A 17,698-nucleotide genomic window follows, 5' to 3' on the forward strand; every position below is an offset into this window, starting at 1 on the left:
GGCCTACTCGCTCCCTTGGGGGGGGGGCGCACACTCGCCGGGCCCCCCCCGGGTGGCGGGCCCTGTTCCGCCCCGTCGTGTGCCCGGCCCCCCCCCGGGGGGGGCGCGGTCCTCGGGTGTCACGGGGTGGGGGAGAGCGCGGCCAGCCCCTTCCTGGCGTAGGCGATGCTTCCCGACAGGAGCGTCACGCCCGACAGCACGCCGCTGACGAACGGCACCCAGGCCAGGGCGGGGGTGAACGACATGATCAGACCGATGATCCCGAGCGCGGTCAGCCCCACGCCGGGGATCAGGATGCTGGGCTCCTTCCACACCGGGGCCAGCGCGACGAAGTGGACGCCGACGATCAGGGCGACCCACGCGACATTCGTCTCGACGGGACGCTCCATGAGGCGCAGCACCTGCAGGCCGCCGAACAGCAGGATCGCCTCCGCGGCGACGATCAGCAGGTAGCCGCGGCCGAACATGGTGCCGCCCTCGGGCGGCTGGGGAGGCTGGGCGCCCGACCTGAGGCGCCGACCGGCGCTGAACCACAGGAAGATCGCGTACGCCGCGGCGAGACCCGCGGCCACTCGAAGGACGGTCGCGATCACGGAGCCCAGGGGGCCCGGCGCGTTGACGATCACGAATACCGCTCCGAAGACGGCACCGACCAGCATTCCGGTCAGACGATTCTGCATGTCCGGAAACGATACAGGTTGTCATCATCTTTCCCGGAAGTGGGTATTCGCCGCAGAACTAAACATCAACACCATCGCTCCCAGCACCGCCGCCAGGTGCAGGACGCGGCTGACCGTGAACGCGTAGGTGGGCAGGTCGGCGGAGGCGAAGAAGGCCGTGACGGAGTTGCCCGCCAGCAGCCACTGGACGGGTTCGATCACCAGTGACACGGTGCCGAAGACACCGAGCGTGAGGGCCAGCGCGATCCTGGCCCAGTTTCGGCCCTGTCGCAGGCGGATCGCGAGGAAGACGGCGCCGGCGAAGACCGCCAGCCGTACCGCGAGGCCGCCGGCGAGGGAGGAGAACGGCGCGCCGGCCGACATCGCTTGCCCGACGGCGAGGGCGGCCTCGAAGGCGCCCGCGCCGACGGCGGCGAACCAGAGGGTGGCGGCGGCCCTGACGGGGGCAGGGACGGGGGCCGGAACGGAGGCTGTCTGTACGGTGACCATGCACGCAGTCTCCACGCACGACCCAGGCCGGATCAGCCCTGCGCGCACCCGGACCGGAGGTGGGGCGCTCCCTACCCCCGGTCGGTGGTCAGCTCGTCGGTGGCCTCCTGGAAGGCGTTGGCGGCCTTGCCGAAATAGTCGAACAGCGTCGCCTGCTGCTCGTCGGTGTAGTCGCCCAGCAACTCCGCCAGCCGCCGCCTGGCCCCCTTGAGCGCCTCGTCGAGCCGGGCGGGCCTGCCGGAGGCCTCGACGATCACCTTGCGCCGGTCGGTGGGGTCGGCGACCCGCCTGACGTAGCCGCTGCGCTCCAGGCGGTCGATCAGCCTGGTGGTCGCGCCCGTGGTGAGCCCCGCGCGTACGGCCAGCTCACCCGAGGTGAGCGGGCCCGACAGCGCCAGCGTGTTGAGCGCGTAGAGGTCGGTGGCGTTCAGCCCCGCCGATTCGGCGCTGGCCAGGCTGTGCAGGACCACCGCGCTGAGGTACTGCCGGAAGACCACGCTCGGTTCCATCGGGGGATTCCTCTTCCTGTGCAAGTGTTGCACTAAGGAAGATATCATCCCCCGTTCCGGTCAGCGAAGCTCGCGCTTGAGGATCTTCCCGGTGGCGGTCATCGGCAGGCTCTCACGGAACTCGACGACGCGGGGGTACTTGTAGGCGGCCATGTTCTCCTTGCACCAGGCCACCAGCTCGTCCTCGGTGATCGAGGCGCCCGCGTTCGGGATGATGTAGGCCTTGATCTCCTCGCCGTGCGACTCGTGCGGGATGCCGACCACGGCGGCCAGTGAGACCGCGGGGTGGGTCATCAGGACCTCTTCGAGCTCGCGCGGGTAGACGTTGAACCCACCGCGGATGATCATGTCCTTGGCCCTGTCGATGATGGCGTAGTAGCCGTCCTCGTCGCGGGTGGCGATGTCGCCGGTGCGGAACCAGCCGTCGTTCATGACCTCTTCGGTCGCCTCGGGCCTGTTGTAGTAGCCCTTCATGACGTTGTGACCGCGGACGGCGATCTCGCCGGGGCCCTCGCCCTCGATCGTCTTCCAGTCGTTGTCGACCAGTCGTATCTCCACGCCCCAGATCGGGGTGCCGATGGTGCCCGGCTTGGTCGGCCGGCCGAGCTGGTTGAAGCTGGCCACGGGGGAGGTCTCCGACAGGCCGTACCCCTCCAGGATGCCGATGCCGAAGGTCTGCTCGAAGTCGCGCAGCACCTCGACGGGGGAGGAGGCGCCGCCGGCCACGGCGACCTTGAGCGAGGTCGGCACCTCGGCGCCCTCGGCGTGGATCTTGGTGAGCAGGCCCCAGAACATCGTCGGCACGGCCGCGAGGAATGACACGTTCTCCCTGAGTATCAGCCCCAGGGCCTCGCCCGGCTCGAAACGCGGCATGAACACGAGCGTGCCGCCGCGGCGGAAACCGGTGTTCATCACGACGGTCTGGCCGAAGGAGTGGAAGAGCGGGAGCACGGCCAGGTAGGTGTCGCCGCCCTGCGTGCGCGGGAACATCTCGTCGCTGACCATGGCGTTCATCAGCATGTTCTGGTGGCTCAGCTCGGCGCCCTTGGGCTGGCCGGTGGTGCCGGAGGTGTAGAGGATGACCGCGGTGTCGTCGGGGGCGGTCTGCACGGTCTGGAACTCGCCCGGCATGCCGTTCAGCGCCGCCCAGATCGACTCGCCGTACACGGACTCGGTGGCCAGCGGCGTGGCCGGCAGCACGAAGAAGTGCTCGCACCCGTCGGCGGCCTCGAAGCCCGCCCTGCCGCGCTCGCCGAGCGGCAGCTCAGGGGTGCCCTCGAAGCAGAACAGCGCCTTGGCGTCGCTGTCGTCGAGGTGGTAGGCGATCTCCCTCGACTGCAGCAGCACGTTCAACGGCACGACCGTCGCCCCGGCCTTGAGGATGCCGAAGTAGACAAAGGGGAAGTAGGGCACGTTCGGACAGGCGAGCGCGACCTTGTCCCCCTTGCCGACGCCGCGCGCCACCAGCAGGTTCGCCACCTGGTTGGCGACCGTGTCCACCATGGAGTACGGCAGGCGCATATCGCCGAAGACGACGGCCGTGTCGTCGGGCGCGGTGCGGGCGCTGTCCTCGAGGACGATCGACAGGTTGAGCATGGGCAGGCCTTCCTCCCTCGCGCTTACTCCTACCCGCGACATCTTGGCAGCAAGTACATACCAACCGGTAGGTAACAAAGGTTACAGATGAGTATGGACGAGCCGGGCAAGCTGACGTATGCACGTCCTGTGGAGTATGACTATGTGATCGTCGGCGCGGGTTCGGCGGGCTGCGTGCTGGCCAACAGGCTTTCCATGGACCCCTCGGTGACAGTGGCGCTGGTCGAGGCGGGCGGGCGGGACGACAAGCTGGAGATCCGCATGCCCGTCGCCTTCGCCAAGCTCTTCAAGACCGACTACGACTGGAACTACTCCACCGCCAAGCAGGACGAGCTGGCCGGGCGCGAGCTCTACTGGCCGCGCGGCCGCGTCCTCGGCGGCTCCTCCTCGCTCAACGCCCAGATGTGGGTGCGTGGACACCGGCGCGACTACGACCAGTGGCAGGTCCCCGGCTGGGGCTACGACGACGTCCTGCCGTACTTCCGCAGGGCCGAGCGCCGCGTCGGCAGCAACACCGGCGGCGTGTACGGCGAGGCCGGACCCGTGCACGTCTCCGAACTGCGCAGCCCCAGCCCCACCACGCTGGCCTTCCTCCAGGGCTGCGAGGAACTGGGCATGAGCAGGCTCGACGAGCTCAACGGGCCGTCGAACGAGGGCTACAGCCCGACCCCTGTCACCCAGAACCGCGGCCGCAGGTGCAGCGCGGCTGACGCCTACCTCAAGCCCGTGCTCAGGCGGCGCAATCTGACCGTCGTCACCGGCGCCCGGGTCGAGCGGGTGGTCTTCGACGGCAGGCGGGCGGTGGGCGTCGAACATGACGGTGGGGCCAGGATCACCGCCAGGCGCGAGGTGGTCCTTGCGGCGGGCGCGATCGGCTCCCCGCACCTGCTGCTGCTGTCGGGCGTCGGCGCGGCGGGAGAACTGAAAGAGGCCGGTGTGCCGGTGGTCCACGACCTGCCCGAGGTCGGCAGGAACCTGCAGGACCACCTCGCCTCGGCCGTCTACATGAGCTGCCCCCGGCCGATCACGCTCACCAAGGCCGCCGAGAGTTTCGGCAACCTGCTGCGCTACCTGGTGCTGCGCAACGGGCCGCTGACCACGAACGTGGGCGAGGCCGTCGCCTTCGTCAGGACCTCGCCCGACGAGCCGGCCCCCGACATCGAGCTGGTCTTCGCGCCCGGCTTCTTCTTCGAGCACGGGCTCGTCGCGCCCACTGAGCACGGGCTGACCATCGGCGCGGTGCTGCTGCAGCCCGAGAGCAGGGGACGGGTGGGGCTGAGCGGCCGCGACGCGGTCATCGACCCCCGCTACCTGTCGGCCGAGGCGGATCTGCGCAGGCTGGTGGCGGGGCTCAGGACGGCCAGGCAGATCTTCGCGACCGGGGCGCTGCGGCCGTACGCGTCGGGGCCGATGGCGCCCTACGCCGGGCAGAGCGAGGACGAGGAACTGGAGCGGTGGGTGCGCGAGCGCGCCGAGACCCTCTACCACCCCGTGGGCACCTGCAGGATGGGCACGGACGCGGGCTCCGTGGTGGATCCCGAGCTGCGGGTGCGCGGAGTGGAAGGGCTGCGGGTCGCCGACGCCTCGGTCATGCCGACGCTCAACCGCGGTCACACCCACGCCCCGGCCGTCATGATCGGTGAGAAGGCGGCGGACCTGCTGGTCGCGGCGGCTCGGCGTGGACCCTTGACGTAAGTGAACACTTGCGCCAACGATGGGCGGCATGGACATCGATCTGGCGCAGATCCCGTTCTGGGGGCTTCCGCAGGCCGAGCGGATGGAGGCCTTCAGGCGGCTGCGCGAGCTGGACCGGCCGGTGTTCGTCAAGGAGAACGCGGTCCCGTTCATCGGCGGGGGCGAGGGCTACTACGCCCTGGTACGGCACGCCGACGTGACCGAGGCCAGCCGCAACGCCGCGGTGTTCAGCAGCGAGCCGTGTTCCAACAGCATCCCCGACATGCCGCGCTGGCTGGCGGTCTACTTCGGCTCGTTGATCAACATGGACGACCCGCGGCACGCCAGGCTGCGCAGGATCGTCTCCAGGGCGTTCACGCCGCGCATCCTGGCCAAGATGGAGGACGACCTGGCCGTGGCGGCGGCGGAGATCGTCGACGCGGCGGTCAAGGAAGGGCCTGGCGACTTCGTCGAGCAGATCGCCGCCAGGCTCCCGGTCCGCGTCATCTGCGACATGATGGGGATTCCACCGAAATTTCATGACATGGTGCTGCGCCGTACCAATGTGATCCTCGGCAACGCCGACCCCGAGTACACCGGCATCGGGCCCGACCTCGACCGGTGGAACGTCGCCAAGGGCCTCGGCAAGCTCCTGCACGCCGGCCACTCGCTCAACCGGCTGGCCGCCAGGCTCGGCGACGAGCGGCGCAGGCGCCCCACGGGCGACCTGGTCAGCCTGCTGGTCAACGGCGAGGAGCGGCTCACCTCCCAGGAGCTGGGCTCGTTCTTCATCCTGTTGGTCGTGGCGGGCAGCGAGACCACCCGCAACGCGATCGCCTACGGGCTCAAGCTGTTCACCGACCATCCCGAGCAGCGCGAGCACCTCATGGCCGACTTCGACGGGCGGATCGTCAAGGCGTGCGACGAGATCGTGCGCTACTCCACCCCGGTGATCCAGTTCCGCAGGACCGTCACCAGGGACCACGGGATGTACCGCAAGGGCGACAAGGTGCTGCTCTTCTACAACTCCGCCAACAGGGACGAGTCGGTCTTCGCCGACCCCGACGTCTTCGACATCACCCGCGACCCCAACCCGCACGTCGGCTTCGGCGGCCCTGGACCGCACTACTGCCTCGGCGCGCACCTGGCCCGAAGGGAGATGACCGTGATGTTCCGCGAGCTGTTCACCAGGCTGCCCGCCATCCGCGCGGTGGGCGAGCCCGACCTCCTGCTGTCGAACTTCATCAACGGCGTCAAGCGCCTGCGGTACGAGCACTGATGCGTGGCAGACTGGCCGCCATGGAGATCAGGACAGTCCACGCCAACGGGCTGGAGTTCGCATATCTGGCCTTAGGTGATGGCCCCCTCGCCCTGTGCCTGCACGGCTTTCCCGACACCGCGCACACCTGGCGCCACCTGATGCCCGAGCTGGCCGCGCACGGCTACCGCGCGGTCGCGCCGTTCCTTCGCGGCTACGCGCCCACCGAGGTCCCCGCCGACGGCGCCTACGAGGCGGCGGCGCTCGTCGCCGACGTGGTGTCCCTGCACGAGGAGCTCGGCGGCGACGAGCAGGCCGTGATCATCGGCCACGACTGGGGTGCCGTCCCCGTGTACGGCACGACCGGCCGCTTCCGCAGGTCGGTGGCCCTTGCCGTACCGCCGGTCGGCGCGCTGCTGGGCGGCTTCACGGAGTACGAGCAGCTCAAGCGCTCCTTCTACGTCTTCCTGTTCCAGACCGGCCTGGCCGAGAGCGCCGCCGCCACGCCCGGCTTCATCGAGGGCCTGTGGCGCGACTGGTCGCCCGGCTACGACGCCACCCGCGACCTGGAGTTCGTCCGCCACAGCATCGGCGCGCCCGCCAACCTGGCCGCCGCCATCGGCTACTACCGCGCCATGCTCGGCACCACGCCGCCCTCAGGCCGCTACCCCGCACCTCCCGCCCCCGACCGGCCTGTCCTCTACCTGCACGGCGCCCAGGACGGCTGCCTCGGCGAGCACCTGGCCAAGGACGCGCTCGCCCACCTGCCCGAGGGCTCCAGGGCGGAAAGGGTCGCGGGAGCGGGCCACTTCCTCCACCTCGAACGCCCCCGAGAGGTCAACGACCTGATCCTGTCCTGGCTGCGGGCCTGAGCAGGCGGGCTATCCGCCCAGCACCAAACTGACGTTGTGGCCGCCGAACCCGAACGCGTTGACCAGGACCGCGCCGCGGGGCAGCGGGGCGGCCGACCCCCGCACCACGTCGAGCTCGATCGCCGGGTCGAGCGCGTCGAGGTTGACGGTCGGCGGCACCAGGCCCGCCATGATCGAGCGCACGGCCGCGACGGCCGCCACGCCGCCCGCGCCCCCGCAGAGATGGCCGATCATCGACTTGATCGCGGTCACCGACGGATGCCCGCCGACCGCCCTGCCGATCGCCGCAGCCTCCACGGGGTCGCCCTCGGGGGTGGAAGTGGCGTGCGCGCTGACGTGCCCCACGTCGGCCGGGTCGAGCTCCGCCTCCCGCAGCGCCGTCGTGATCGCCCTGGACTGGCCTTCGACGTCGGAAGCGGTGATGTGGACCGCGTTCGACGTGATCGCCGCCCCCGCCAGCGTGGCCAGCACGCGGGCGCCGCGCGCGGCGGCGAACTCGACCCGCTCCAGCACCACCAGGCCCGCCCCTTCACCCAGGACGAACCCGTCCCTGCCCACGTCGAACGGCCTGGAGGCCCGCTCGGGCTCGTCGTTGCGCTTCGACAGCGTTCTGGCCTGCGCGAACCCGGCCAGCGTCAGCGGGTGGACGCACGCCTCCGCGCCGCCGGCGACCACGACGTCCGCCCTGCCCAGCCTGATCAGGTCGAGGCCCAGCGCGATCGCCTCCGAGCCTGACGCGCACGCGCTGACGGGAGTGTGGGCGCCGCCGCGCGCGCCGAGCTCGATGCTGACCCAGGCGGCCGGGCCGTTGGCCATGAGCATGGGAATCGTGTGCGGCGAGACCCTGCGCACGCCCTCCTTCTCCAGGATGTCGTCCTGGCCGAGCATGGTCAGCGCGCCGCCGGTGCCCGTGCCGATCACCACGGCCAGCCGTACCGGATCGACCTCGGGGCTGCCCGCGTCGGCCCACGCCTCCCGCGCCGCGACCAGGGCCACCTGCTCGCAGCGATCGAGGCGGCGGGCCAGCGGTCTGCCGAGCACCTCGGCGGGGTCGTCGGCCAGCGGCGCCGCGATCCGCGCGGGCAGGTCCCACTCCGTCTTCCGCACGCCCGAGCGCCCGGCCAGCAGCCCTTCCCACGTCGCCTGCACGCTCCCGCCCAGCGGGGTGGTCGCGCCGAGCCCGGTGATCACCACGTCAGATCTCATGCCTCCACGCTGCAGGGTAGAGATCGCCCGCGTGGTTGACGCATCCGACGAACGTCGGCACGGGATCTTGTCGGACCCGCACACAATCTTGACGTAAGTGGTCACTTTCGCTAACTATGGGGTTCATGACTGCCGTGGACTTCGACCTGTCGGACCAGGCCTTCTGGGCACTGCCCATGGCCGAGCGCGAGGCGGCGTTCGCGCGGCTGCGCGCGCTCGACGAGCCCGTCTTCTTCGAGGAGATGGAGGTGTCCTTCGCGCCGAAGGGGCCCGGCTACCACGCTCTGGTACGGCACGCCGACATCCTCGAGGCCAGCCGCAACCCCGCGGTCTTCTGCTCGGGCGACGGCGGCGCGACCAACATTCCCGACATGCCCGCCGAGTTCGCCGAGTACTTCGGCTCGATGATCAACATGGACGACCCGCGGCACGCCAGGCTGCGCCGGATCGTCTCGCGGGCCTTCACCCCCAAGATGATCAAGCAGTTCGAGGCCGACGTCGAGTCCGCCGCCGCCCGCATCGTCGACGACCTGCTGGCCAAGGGGCCCGGCTGCGACTTCGTCACCGAGGTGGCCGCCCGGCTGCCATTGAAGATCATCTGCGACATGATGGGCATCCCGGAGAAGGACTACCAGTTCGTCTTCGACCGCTCGAACTTCATCCTCGGCGGCTTCGACCCCGAATACACCGGACCGGACATCGGCGACATCGCCACCCGCCTGCTCAACGCGGGCTTCGAGCTCCAGCAGCTCGTGCAGGACCTGGCCGCCTACCGCGCCGAGCACCCCACGAACGACCTGACCTCCGCGCTGGTCAACGCCAACCTCGACGGCGAGCGGCTCACGCTGCAGGAGCTCGGCTCCTTCTTCATCCTGCTCGTCGTGGCGGGCAACGAGACCACCCGCAACGCCATCTCCTACGGCCTGCGCCTGCTCACCAAGAACCCTTCCCAGCGGGCCCTGCTGCTGTCCGACATGGAGGCGCACCTGCCCGGCACGGTGGAGGAGATCGTACGGCTGGCCTCGCCGGTCAACTTCATGCGCCGCAAGCTCACCCGCGACTTCGAGATGAACGGCCACCTCTACAAGGCGGGCGAGAAGGCCGTCCTGTTCTACTGGTCGGCCAACAGGGACGCCGCCGTCTTCACCGCCCCCCACGTCTTCGACATCACCCGCAACCCCAACCCCCACGTCGGCTACGGCGGGCCTGGCCCCCACTTCTGCCTCGGCGCTCACCTGGCGCGCAGGGAGATCACGGTGATGTTCCGCGAACTGCTGCACCGGGTGCCCGGCCTCGAGGGCGGCAGGCCCAACCGGCTGCACTCCGCCTTCATCAACGGCATCAAGCACATGGAGTGCACGTTCTGACCTCCGCCGACTGACCCCCGCCGACCGACCTCCCGCCGGGCTGTCAGGAGGCGGTCGGCTTGATCTGCCTGAAGACGCTGTTGATGTCGGGCAGCAGTTCCTTGTGCTCCGTCGGGACCGACATGTAGACGATCGCGGGCACGTCCGCGCCCGTGCTGATCGCCGCGGCGACCACGGTCGTCTTCACCCCGTCGACCGTGACCTCGTAGGCGTTGAGCTGCGCGGGCATGCCGCCGACCTTCAGCGCCTGGGTGGCGGTCTTCCTGGCGGAGTTCGGGGTGGAGAAGTACAGCTTGCGAGCCGACACCACGACCGCCTTGATCACCGGCTCGAGATTGTCGGGCGAGGCGTAGTGGCCGGCCAGCTTGGCGGGAAGCGGGCCGGTCATCACCTGGGCGACGACCTCCTTGCCCGCCGCGTCGGTGCCCGCAAGGGCGAACTGGCGGGTGCTGTAGCCGTACGTGGACTTCATGGTGCTGCGCAGGTCGGGCTTCCACGGGCCGCCGAGACGCGGCACGGAGATGCCGGCGGTGGCGTCGGCGGTGACGCCCGTGACGGGGGAGGGCTCGCCCTGGAACCTGGGCAGGCGGCCGACGGACGGCTTCTTCGTGGGGGGCTTCTTGTCGACGGGTCCGGTCGAGGTCGGGTCGGAGATGGGGGCGGCCGAGGTCTCCGAGGCCAGCGGGCCCGCGAGGAAGGCCCACAGCAGGGCGGCGACCAGCGCGATGGCGACCGATCCGGCCAGCGCGTAGATCCAGACGGGCTTGCCGGGGCCGTCGTCGTCCTCGCCCATGGCCTCGTAGTTGTCGCCGAAGACGGTGTCCCAGAGCTCCTGCTGCCGCTCGGGCGGCGGGGTGCGGGAGCCGCTGATCTGTCCGGCGGTGACGAAGCGGTTGTCGGGGTCGGAGGGGTCGCGGCTCAGGTTGGCGCCCGGCCGCGGCTCACCGGGCGAGCCCTGTGGCGAAGCGCCCTGTGAGGGACCGCCGTGTCCGTGAGCGCCTTGTCCATGAGCGCCTTGTCCATGAGCGCCGGAGCCGGGGGCGCCGTGTCCTGGAGCGCCGAGTCCTGGGGCGCCGTGTCCTGGAGCGCCGAGTCCGGGGCCGCCGGGGGACGCGGCGTGGCCGTTACGCATGCCGTCGCCCATGGGGCCGTGCTGGAGGTGCCCGTGGCCGGGCTGGGGCGGCATGCTCCCGGCGGGACCACCGGCGCCGAGTGGGTCACCGGCCCGAGGGTCACTCGCCTGGGGGTGGCCCGCGCCCGGATGCCCCGTCTGCTGCTGGGACCCGAGCGGGTCGAGGCGCGGGTGGGAGGGGTTGGTACCCGGTCCGAGCGGGTCGAGGCGCGGGTGGGAGGGGCTGGTGCCCGCACCCAAGGGGTCGGACGGGTCGATGCCGAGCGGGTCGGCCCCGGACGGCGTCGCCGCAGCGTCCCTCGGCGGCCACGGCGCGGGGCTGGACAGGTTGGACCAGGCCGGCAGCGGATCACGGGCCGGCGGCGACTGCTCGGGCCAGGCGGGCGCCGAACCACCGGCGCGAGGGGCCTCGGGCCACGAGCCCGAGGCGGGCTCGATGCGCCCGGACTCCGGCCAGGAGGTGGGAACGGGCTCGTCGCGCGGTACCTCGGGCCACGACGTCGGCACGTCAGGCCAGGACGGCGGCAAGGGTGACGCTCCGGAATTCTCCGTTGCCATTGCTGCCGTACCTCCCGAGGTTATGTCCGGATTGGACGCACCCGGCATGATCTCATGCGAAGCCGGTAGTTCCGCAGCAAAACGTGAGAAGCCGGTGGGATCGGTCGGCGGGTCCTGCATGGGCAGGTCGTCGGGGTCCCATCCGGGCTCAGCTGGGCGCGCCACGGTGACGAGAGTAATCTAAAGGGACATAAGCGGGCACATGGGGCGTAGGTAGTCGGGTGGGAACAGCGAGGAAACGCTGCATGCTTCACCAACGGGTCTCGCAGTAGCAGAAACGTCCATTGTGCCCGGGGATCCTGCTCCGGACATGGCTTTCCCGGAAGACGAGGAGTTGCGGGCTGCGCTAGTCTTGACGTATGCGTTCCGCGACCCAGCTTCTTAGCGGGCCGCGACGGCCGTCGAGCTGAACTCCCGCCGTCGCGGCAACCCCTCGTTGCGGGAACGAGGGGTTTTCTTATGGGTCAAGCCAACCGAAGGAAAATCGCCGTGAGTGAGTACGATCCGCAGGCGCTGCAGGCCAAGTGGCAGCAGCGGTGGGAGGAACAGGACCCCTTCCGGGCGAGCGAGGACGCCGCCGACACCCGGGAGCGGCGCTACCTGCTCGACATGTTCCCGTACCCGTCGGGCGACCTCCACATGGGCCACGCGGAGGCGTTCGGCCTGGGCGACGTCGTGGCGCGCTACTGGTTCCAGAAGGGCTACAACGTCCTGCACCCCATCGGCTGGGACTCCTTCGGCCTGCCCGCGGAGAACGCGGCGATCAAGCGCAACGCCCACCCCGCCGAGTGGACCTACGCCAACATCGAGACCCAGGCGGCCTCGTTCAAGCGCTACGCGATCTCCTTCGACTGGTCCAGGCGCCTGCACACCAGCGACGCCGAGTACTACAAGTGGACTCAGTGGCTGTTCATCCGCTTCTTCGAGCGCGGCCTGGCCTACCGCAAGGGCGGCCTGGTCAACTGGTGCCCCAACGACCAGACCGTGCTGGCCAACGAGCAGGTCGTCGCGGGCCGGTGCGAGCGCTGCGGCGCCGAGGTCGTCCGCCGCGAGCTGACCCAGTGGTACTTCAAGATCACTGACTACGCGCAGCGGCTGCTGGACGACATGGACCAGTTGCAGGGCGGCTGGCCCGACCGCGTGCTGGCCATGCAGAACAACTGGATCGGCCGCTCCACCGGCGCCGACGTGAAGTTCGAGATCGAGGGCCGCGACGAGCCCGTCACCGTCTACACCACCCGCCCCGACACCCTGTACGGCGCGACGTTCTTCGTCGCCGCCGTCGACTCGGCGCTGGCCGAGGAGATCTGCGACGACGACCACAGGGAGGCCTTCGAGGCCTACCGCGCCGAGGTCGCCAAGCTGAGCGACATCGAGCGGCTGTCCACCGAGAAGGACAAGACGGGCGTCTTCCTGGGCCGCTACGCGATCAACCCGGTCAACGGCGAGCGCATCCCCGTCTGGGCCGCCGACTACGTGCTGTCCGACTACGGCCACGGCGCCATCATGGCCGTGCCCGCGCACGACCAGCGCGACCTCGACTTCGCCCGCGCCTTCAACCTGCCGGTCAAGGTGGTCGTCCACACCGGCCTGGCCGACCCGGGCGAGACCGGCGTCGCCACCCCCGGCGAGGGCCTGCTGGTCAACTCCGGCCCGCTGGACGGCCTGAGCAAGGTCGAAGCGATCGCCAAGATCATCGAGGTGCTGGAGGAGCGCGGCACCGGCACCGCCACGGTCAACTTCCGCCTGCGCGACTGGCTGCTGTCGCGCCAGCGGTTCTGGGGCACCCCGATCCCGATCATCCACTGCCCCGACTGCGGCGAGGTCCCCGTCCCCGACGACCAGCTGCCCGTCACGCTGCCCGACCTGCGCGGCGAGGCGCTGGCCCCGAAGGGCATCTCCCCGCTGGCCGGCGCGAGCGAGTGGGTCAACGTCGAGTGCCCCAAGTGCGGCGGCGCCGCCCAGCGCGACACCGACACGATGGACACCTTCGTCGACAGCTCCTGGTACTACCTGCGTTACACCGACCCGACCTACGCCGACGGCCCGTTCGATGTCGAGAAGGTCCGCCAGTGGGGCCCGGTCGACCAGTACGTCGGCGGCGTCGAGCATGCGGTGCTGCACCTGCTCTACTCCAGGTTCTTCACCAAGGTCCTGCACGACATGGGCATGGTCGACTTCACCGAGCCGTTCACCCGCCTGCTGAACCAGGGCCAGGTCATCAACCAGGGCAAGGCGATGTCCAAGTCGCTGGGCAACGGCGTCGACCTGGGCCAGCAGATCGACGCGTTCGGCGTCGACGCGGTCCGCCTGACGATGGTGTTCGCCGGTCCGCCCGAGGACGACATCGACTGGGCCGACGTCTCGCCCGCCGCCTCGCAGAAGTTCCTGGCCAGGGCCTTCCGGGTCTTCGCCGAGGTGGCCGGCGAGCCCGGCGTCTCCTTCGAGGGCGGCGACCTGGAGCTGCGCAAGTTCACCCACCGGACCATCGACGAGGTCACCAAGCTGGTCGAGTCCCACCGCTTCAACGTGGCGGTGGCGCGCATGATGGAGCTGACCTCGGCCATCCGCAGGGCGATCGACTCCGGCCCCGGCGCCGCCGACCCCGCGGTCCGCGAGGGCGCGGAGGTGCTGGCGGTCATGCTGTCGCTGGCCGCGCCGTACACCAGCGAAGAGGGCTGGGAGCGGATGGGGCGCACCGGCTCGGTCTTCCACGCGGGCTGGCCGGTGGCCGAGCCCGCGCTGCTGGTACAGGACTCGGTGACGGCGGTCGTCCAGGTCGCGGGCAAGGTGCGCGACCGGCTGGAGGTCTCGCCCGACATCTCCGAGGGCGACCTGCTGGAGCTGGCGCTGGCCTCGGAGAAGGTGCGGGCGCTGGTGCCGGGCGAGCCGCGCAAGGTGATCGTCCGCGCGCCGAAGCTGGTCAACATCGTCCCGTAGGCGTTCGCGCGCGGCTTTTCGAGCCTTCCGTACGGCAAGCGGGGTCACGGCCACCGGGGTCACTCGGTGGCCGTCCGCTTGTCACGCGTACTCCAGCGGGACTTCGCGGCCCGCCGTCACGTCTTGTACCTGACGGCCGATGACAGGAACGCTGAGCGGGGGCATCGCCGTTCCTCCAGGAGAAAAATCTTCGGCTGGCGGCGAGGCGCGCATTAGTGTGCACTTGTGACAATTGGCGCTTACCTAAGGTATCCGCATCTGTACGGAGACCTGATCACGTTCGTGGCCGACGACGACGTCTGGCTCGCCCCCCTGGACGGTGGAAGGGCCTGGCGGTTCACCGCCGAGCGCACTCCCGTCTCCCACCCCCGCTTCTCGCCCGACGGCACCCGGCTGGCCTGGACCAGCACCCGCGAGGGTGCGCCCGAGGCGTTCGCGGCGGAGATCGACGGGCCAGAGGGCGAACGGCTGACCCACTGGGGCAGCCCGACGACCGGCGTGCGCGGCTGGACTCCCGACGGCAGGGTCCTGGCGATCAGCGCGACCGGGCAGGCCTCGCGCGACAGGACGTGGGCCTACGCCGTACCGCTGGACGGCGGTCAGGCCGAGCGCCTGCCGTACGGATGGGTGAGCGAGGCGGACGCGAACGCGGACGGCGGCGTGGTGAGCGTCTCCCCGGTGTGGCGCGAGCCGTCGCAGTGGAAGCGCTACCGCGGTGGCACCGCCGCCAAGATCTGGATCGACGCCGCCGGATCGGGCGAGTTCACCAGGCTGTTCGGCGACAGCATCGCGCAATACTGGTCGGCCGTGTGGCTCGGCGACCGGATCGCCTTCCTGGCCGACCACGAGGGCGTCGGCAACCTCTACTCCGCCCTGCCTGACGGCTCCGACCTGCGGCGGCACACGCCGCACGAGGAGTTCTACGCCCGGCACGCCGCCACCGACGGCACCAGGGTGATCTATAGCCACGCGGGCGACCTGTGGGTGCTCGACTCGCTCGACGGCGAGCCGTACCCGCTGGAGATCAGGCTGGGCGGACCGCGCCCCGCACGCGGCCGGCGCCCGGCGCCGAGCCGGATCGGCGACTTCGCGCCCGATGCGGGCGGCAGGGCCAGCGCCGTCGAGATCCGCGGCAGCGCCCACTGGGTGACCCACCGCGACGGCCCCTCGGGCGTGCTGCGCGCCGAGCCCGGCGTCAGGGTACGGCTGCCCCGTGTCCTCGGCGAGGACGGCCAGGCCGTCTGGGTCAGCGACGCGACCGGCGAGGACGCGCTGGAGATCGGCCGCCCCGGCGGTGAGCTCCGCACGCTGGCCTCCGGCGAGATCGGGCGAGTACTCGACCTGGCCGCGGCGCCCGACGGCAGGCACGTCGCGCTGGCCACCCACGACGGGCGCCTGCTCGTCGTCGACACCTCCACCGGCGCCATCAGGGAGCTCGACAGGACCGCCAACGGCGACATCAACGGCATCACGTTCTCGCCCGACTCGGCCTGGCTGGCCTGGTCGCACCCGCACCACGAGCCGCTGCGTCAGATCAAGATGGGCCGTATCGACGGCACCTCCACCATCGAGGTGACCTCGCAGCGCTTCAGCGACTACGCGCCCGTGTTCACCAAGGACGGCAAGCACCTGGCGTTCCTGTCGATCAGGACGTTCGACCCCGTCTACGACGCGCACGTGTTCGACCTGTCGTTCCCCGCGGGGGCCAAGCCGTACCTGGTGCCACTGCGGGCGACCACGCCCTCGCCGTTCGCCCCCTCACTGGAGGGTCGCGGCTTCAACGGAGAGTCCCCCGACTCCTCCTCGGACTCCTCCGAGGGCGGCAAGGACAAGAAGGACAAACCCGCCACGGAGGTGGACGCCGACGGCCTGCCCGCCCGCGTCGTGGCCGTCCCCGTCCCCGCCGGGCGCTACACCAACCTGCGCACCACCAAGGACGCGCTGCTGTGGCTGCGACACCCGCTCACCGGCGAACTCGGCGACGGCAACGAGCGCGAGGAGGTCGTGCTCGAACGCTACGACCTCAACAAGCGCGCCAAGTCGGAGATCGGCAAGGAGGTGCGCGCCTTCGAGGTCAGCGGTGACGGCACCCGCCTGGTCGTCAACGGCAAGAACGGCCTGCAGACCCGATCGGCGAGCGAAGGCGACGAGGTCATCACCATCGACCTCGACCGGATCACCGTCACCGTCGACCCGGTGGCCGAGTGGCGGCAGGCCTACCACGAGGCAGGACGCCTCATGCGCGACCACTTCTGGCGCGAGGACATGAACGGCGTCGACTGGCCCGCCACCCTGGCCCGCTACGCGCCGCTGGTCGAACGCATCGGCGCCCACTCCGAGCTGATCGACCTGCTGTGGGAGGTGCAGGGCGAACTGGCCACCTCCCACGCCTACGCCCGTCCCAACGGCGGCGCCATCGACCCCAAGCGGCGCCAGGGACTGCTCGGTGCCGACCTCGCCCTCCAGGACGGCTCGTGGGTCGTCACCAGGATCCTGCCGGGCGAGTCCTCCGACCACGCCGCCCGCTCGCCGCTGCTGGCCCCCGGCGTCGCCGTCCGCGAGGGTGACGCGATCGTCGCCGTCGGCGGCCGGCCCGTCGACCCGGTGCGCGGCCCGCACCCCCTCCTCGCCGGTACGGCCGAGCAGCCCGTCGAGCTGACGATCAGGCCCGCCTCCGGCGGTGACACCCGACGTGTGGTCGTGACGCCGCTGTCCGACGAGACCGCGCTGCGCTACCACGACTGGGTGGAGAACCGGCGCGCCTACGTCAGGCAGGCCTCCGGCGGCCGGCTCGGCTACCTGCACGTGCCCGACATGGTGGCCAGCGGCTGGGCCCAGTTCCACCGCGACCTGCGCACCGAGATGCCGCAGGAAGGGCTGATCGTGGACGTGCGCGGCAACAGTGGCGGGCACACCTCCGAACTGGTGCTGGAGAAGCTGTCGCGCAAGGTGTCAGGGTGGGCGATCTCGCGAGGCTACGAGCCGATGCGCTACCCCGAGGACTCCCCCCGCGGCCCGATCGTCGCGGTCACCGACGAGTTCGCGGGGTCCGACGGGGACATCGTCAGCGCGGGCATCAAGCACCGTCGGCTCGGACCCCTGGTCGGCACCCGCACGTGGGGCGGGGTGATCGGGATCGACGGACGGTACCAGCTGGTGGACGGCACGCTCGTCACCCAGCCCCGGTACTCGTTCTGGCTGGACGGCGAGGGGTGGAAGTTGGAGAACTACGGCGTCGACCCTGACGTCGAGGTGGTCATCACGCCCCAGGACCGGGTGGCGGGGCGGGACCCGCAACTGGAGAAGGCGGTCGAACTGGCGTTGGCGGCGCTGAACGACCACCCGGCCGCCACACCCCCGGAACTCCCTCCGGCCGCGCAGTAGCCACCCGCCCGCCCCTCGCGACTCCGACACCGT

Annotated in this window: 12 protein-coding genes; 6 read left to right on the plus strand and 6 right to left on the minus strand. The window is 70.6% G+C overall.

The window, feature by feature from the left end:
* Window positions 1–119 precede the first annotated feature (119 nt).
* From ACFXJ8_RS31520 to ACFXJ8_RS31535, 4 genes are all read right to left on the minus strand, one after another.
* A complete protein-coding gene (locus ACFXJ8_RS31520) occupies window positions 120–680 on the minus strand; it encodes a hypothetical protein (protein WP_379647620.1) in 561 nt (186 codons plus the stop codon).
* A gap of 24 nt (window positions 681–704) precedes the next feature.
* Complete coding sequence (locus tag ACFXJ8_RS31525; protein ID WP_379647621.1) at window positions 705–1,169, minus strand: hypothetical protein; 465 nt, start codon at window positions 1,167–1,169, stop codon at window positions 705–707.
* A 71-nt stretch (window positions 1,170–1,240) separates the two neighbouring features.
* The gene (locus ACFXJ8_RS31530; RefSeq protein ID WP_379647622.1) at window positions 1,241–1,678 is read right to left on the minus strand and encodes a MarR family winged helix-turn-helix transcriptional regulator; all 438 of its coding nucleotides are present in this window, start codon (window positions 1,676–1,678) and stop codon (window positions 1,241–1,243) included.
* Between the two features lie 60 nt (window positions 1,679–1,738).
* The gene (locus tag ACFXJ8_RS31535; protein ID WP_379647623.1) at window positions 1,739–3,274 is read right to left on the minus strand and encodes a long-chain fatty acid--CoA ligase; all 1,536 of its coding nucleotides are present in this window, start codon (window positions 3,272–3,274) and stop codon (window positions 1,739–1,741) included.
* A gap of 129 nt (window positions 3,275–3,403) precedes the next feature.
* Here ACFXJ8_RS31535 and ACFXJ8_RS31540 point away from each other — a divergent pair, with 129 nt between their 5' ends.
* The 3 genes from ACFXJ8_RS31540 to ACFXJ8_RS31550 are packed head-to-tail and all read left to right on the plus strand — an operon-like array spanning window position 3,404 to window position 7,078.
* Window positions 3,404–4,969, plus strand: a complete 1,566-nt coding sequence (locus ACFXJ8_RS31540; RefSeq protein WP_379647624.1) for a GMC family oxidoreductase — start codon at window positions 3,404–3,406, stop codon at window positions 4,967–4,969.
* Between the two features lie 28 nt (window positions 4,970–4,997).
* A complete protein-coding gene (locus ACFXJ8_RS31545; RefSeq protein ID WP_379647625.1) occupies window positions 4,998–6,227 on the plus strand; it encodes a cytochrome P450 in 1,230 nt (409 codons plus the stop codon).
* Window positions 6,227–7,078, plus strand: a complete 852-nt coding sequence (locus ACFXJ8_RS31550; protein ID WP_379647626.1) for an alpha/beta fold hydrolase — start codon at window positions 6,227–6,229, stop codon at window positions 7,076–7,078. Before ACFXJ8_RS31545 ends, ACFXJ8_RS31550 begins: the two co-directional genes overlap by 1 nt.
* A gap of 9 nt (window positions 7,079–7,087) precedes the next feature.
* Here the strand turns inward: ACFXJ8_RS31550 and ACFXJ8_RS31555 are convergent, their stop codons facing one another.
* On the minus strand, window positions 7,088–8,284 hold the full coding sequence (locus ACFXJ8_RS31555) for a beta-ketoacyl-[acyl-carrier-protein] synthase family protein (RefSeq protein WP_379647627.1): 1,197 nt from the start codon (window positions 8,282–8,284) through the stop codon (window positions 7,088–7,090).
* A 125-nt stretch (window positions 8,285–8,409) separates the two neighbouring features.
* Here ACFXJ8_RS31555 and ACFXJ8_RS31560 point away from each other — a divergent pair, with 125 nt between their 5' ends.
* Entirely contained in the window at window positions 8,410–9,651 is a 1,242-nt protein-coding gene (locus ACFXJ8_RS31560; protein ID WP_379647628.1) for a cytochrome P450, read from the plus strand.
* Between the two features lie 43 nt (window positions 9,652–9,694).
* Here the strand turns inward: ACFXJ8_RS31560 and ACFXJ8_RS31565 are convergent, their stop codons facing one another.
* The gene (locus ACFXJ8_RS31565) at window positions 9,695–11,290 is read right to left on the minus strand and encodes a hypothetical protein (protein WP_379647629.1); all 1,596 of its coding nucleotides are present in this window, start codon (window positions 11,288–11,290) and stop codon (window positions 9,695–9,697) included.
* A 510-nt stretch (window positions 11,291–11,800) separates the two neighbouring features.
* Here ACFXJ8_RS31565 and leuS point away from each other — a divergent pair.
* Window positions 11,801–14,281, plus strand: coding sequence for a leucine--tRNA ligase (gene leuS, locus ACFXJ8_RS31570; protein ID WP_379647630.1), 2,481 nt, complete (start codon window positions 11,801–11,803; stop codon window positions 14,279–14,281).
* Window positions 14,282–14,506: 225 nt separating this feature from the next.
* A complete protein-coding gene (locus ACFXJ8_RS31575; protein WP_379647631.1) occupies window positions 14,507–17,665 on the plus strand; it encodes a PDZ domain-containing protein in 3,159 nt (1,052 codons plus the stop codon).
* Window positions 17,666–17,698 lie beyond the last annotated feature (33 nt).

This window comes from Nonomuraea sp. NPDC059194, assembly GCF_042754765.1.
Taxonomy (GTDB): Bacteria; Actinomycetota; Actinomycetes; order Streptosporangiales; family Streptosporangiaceae; genus Nonomuraea.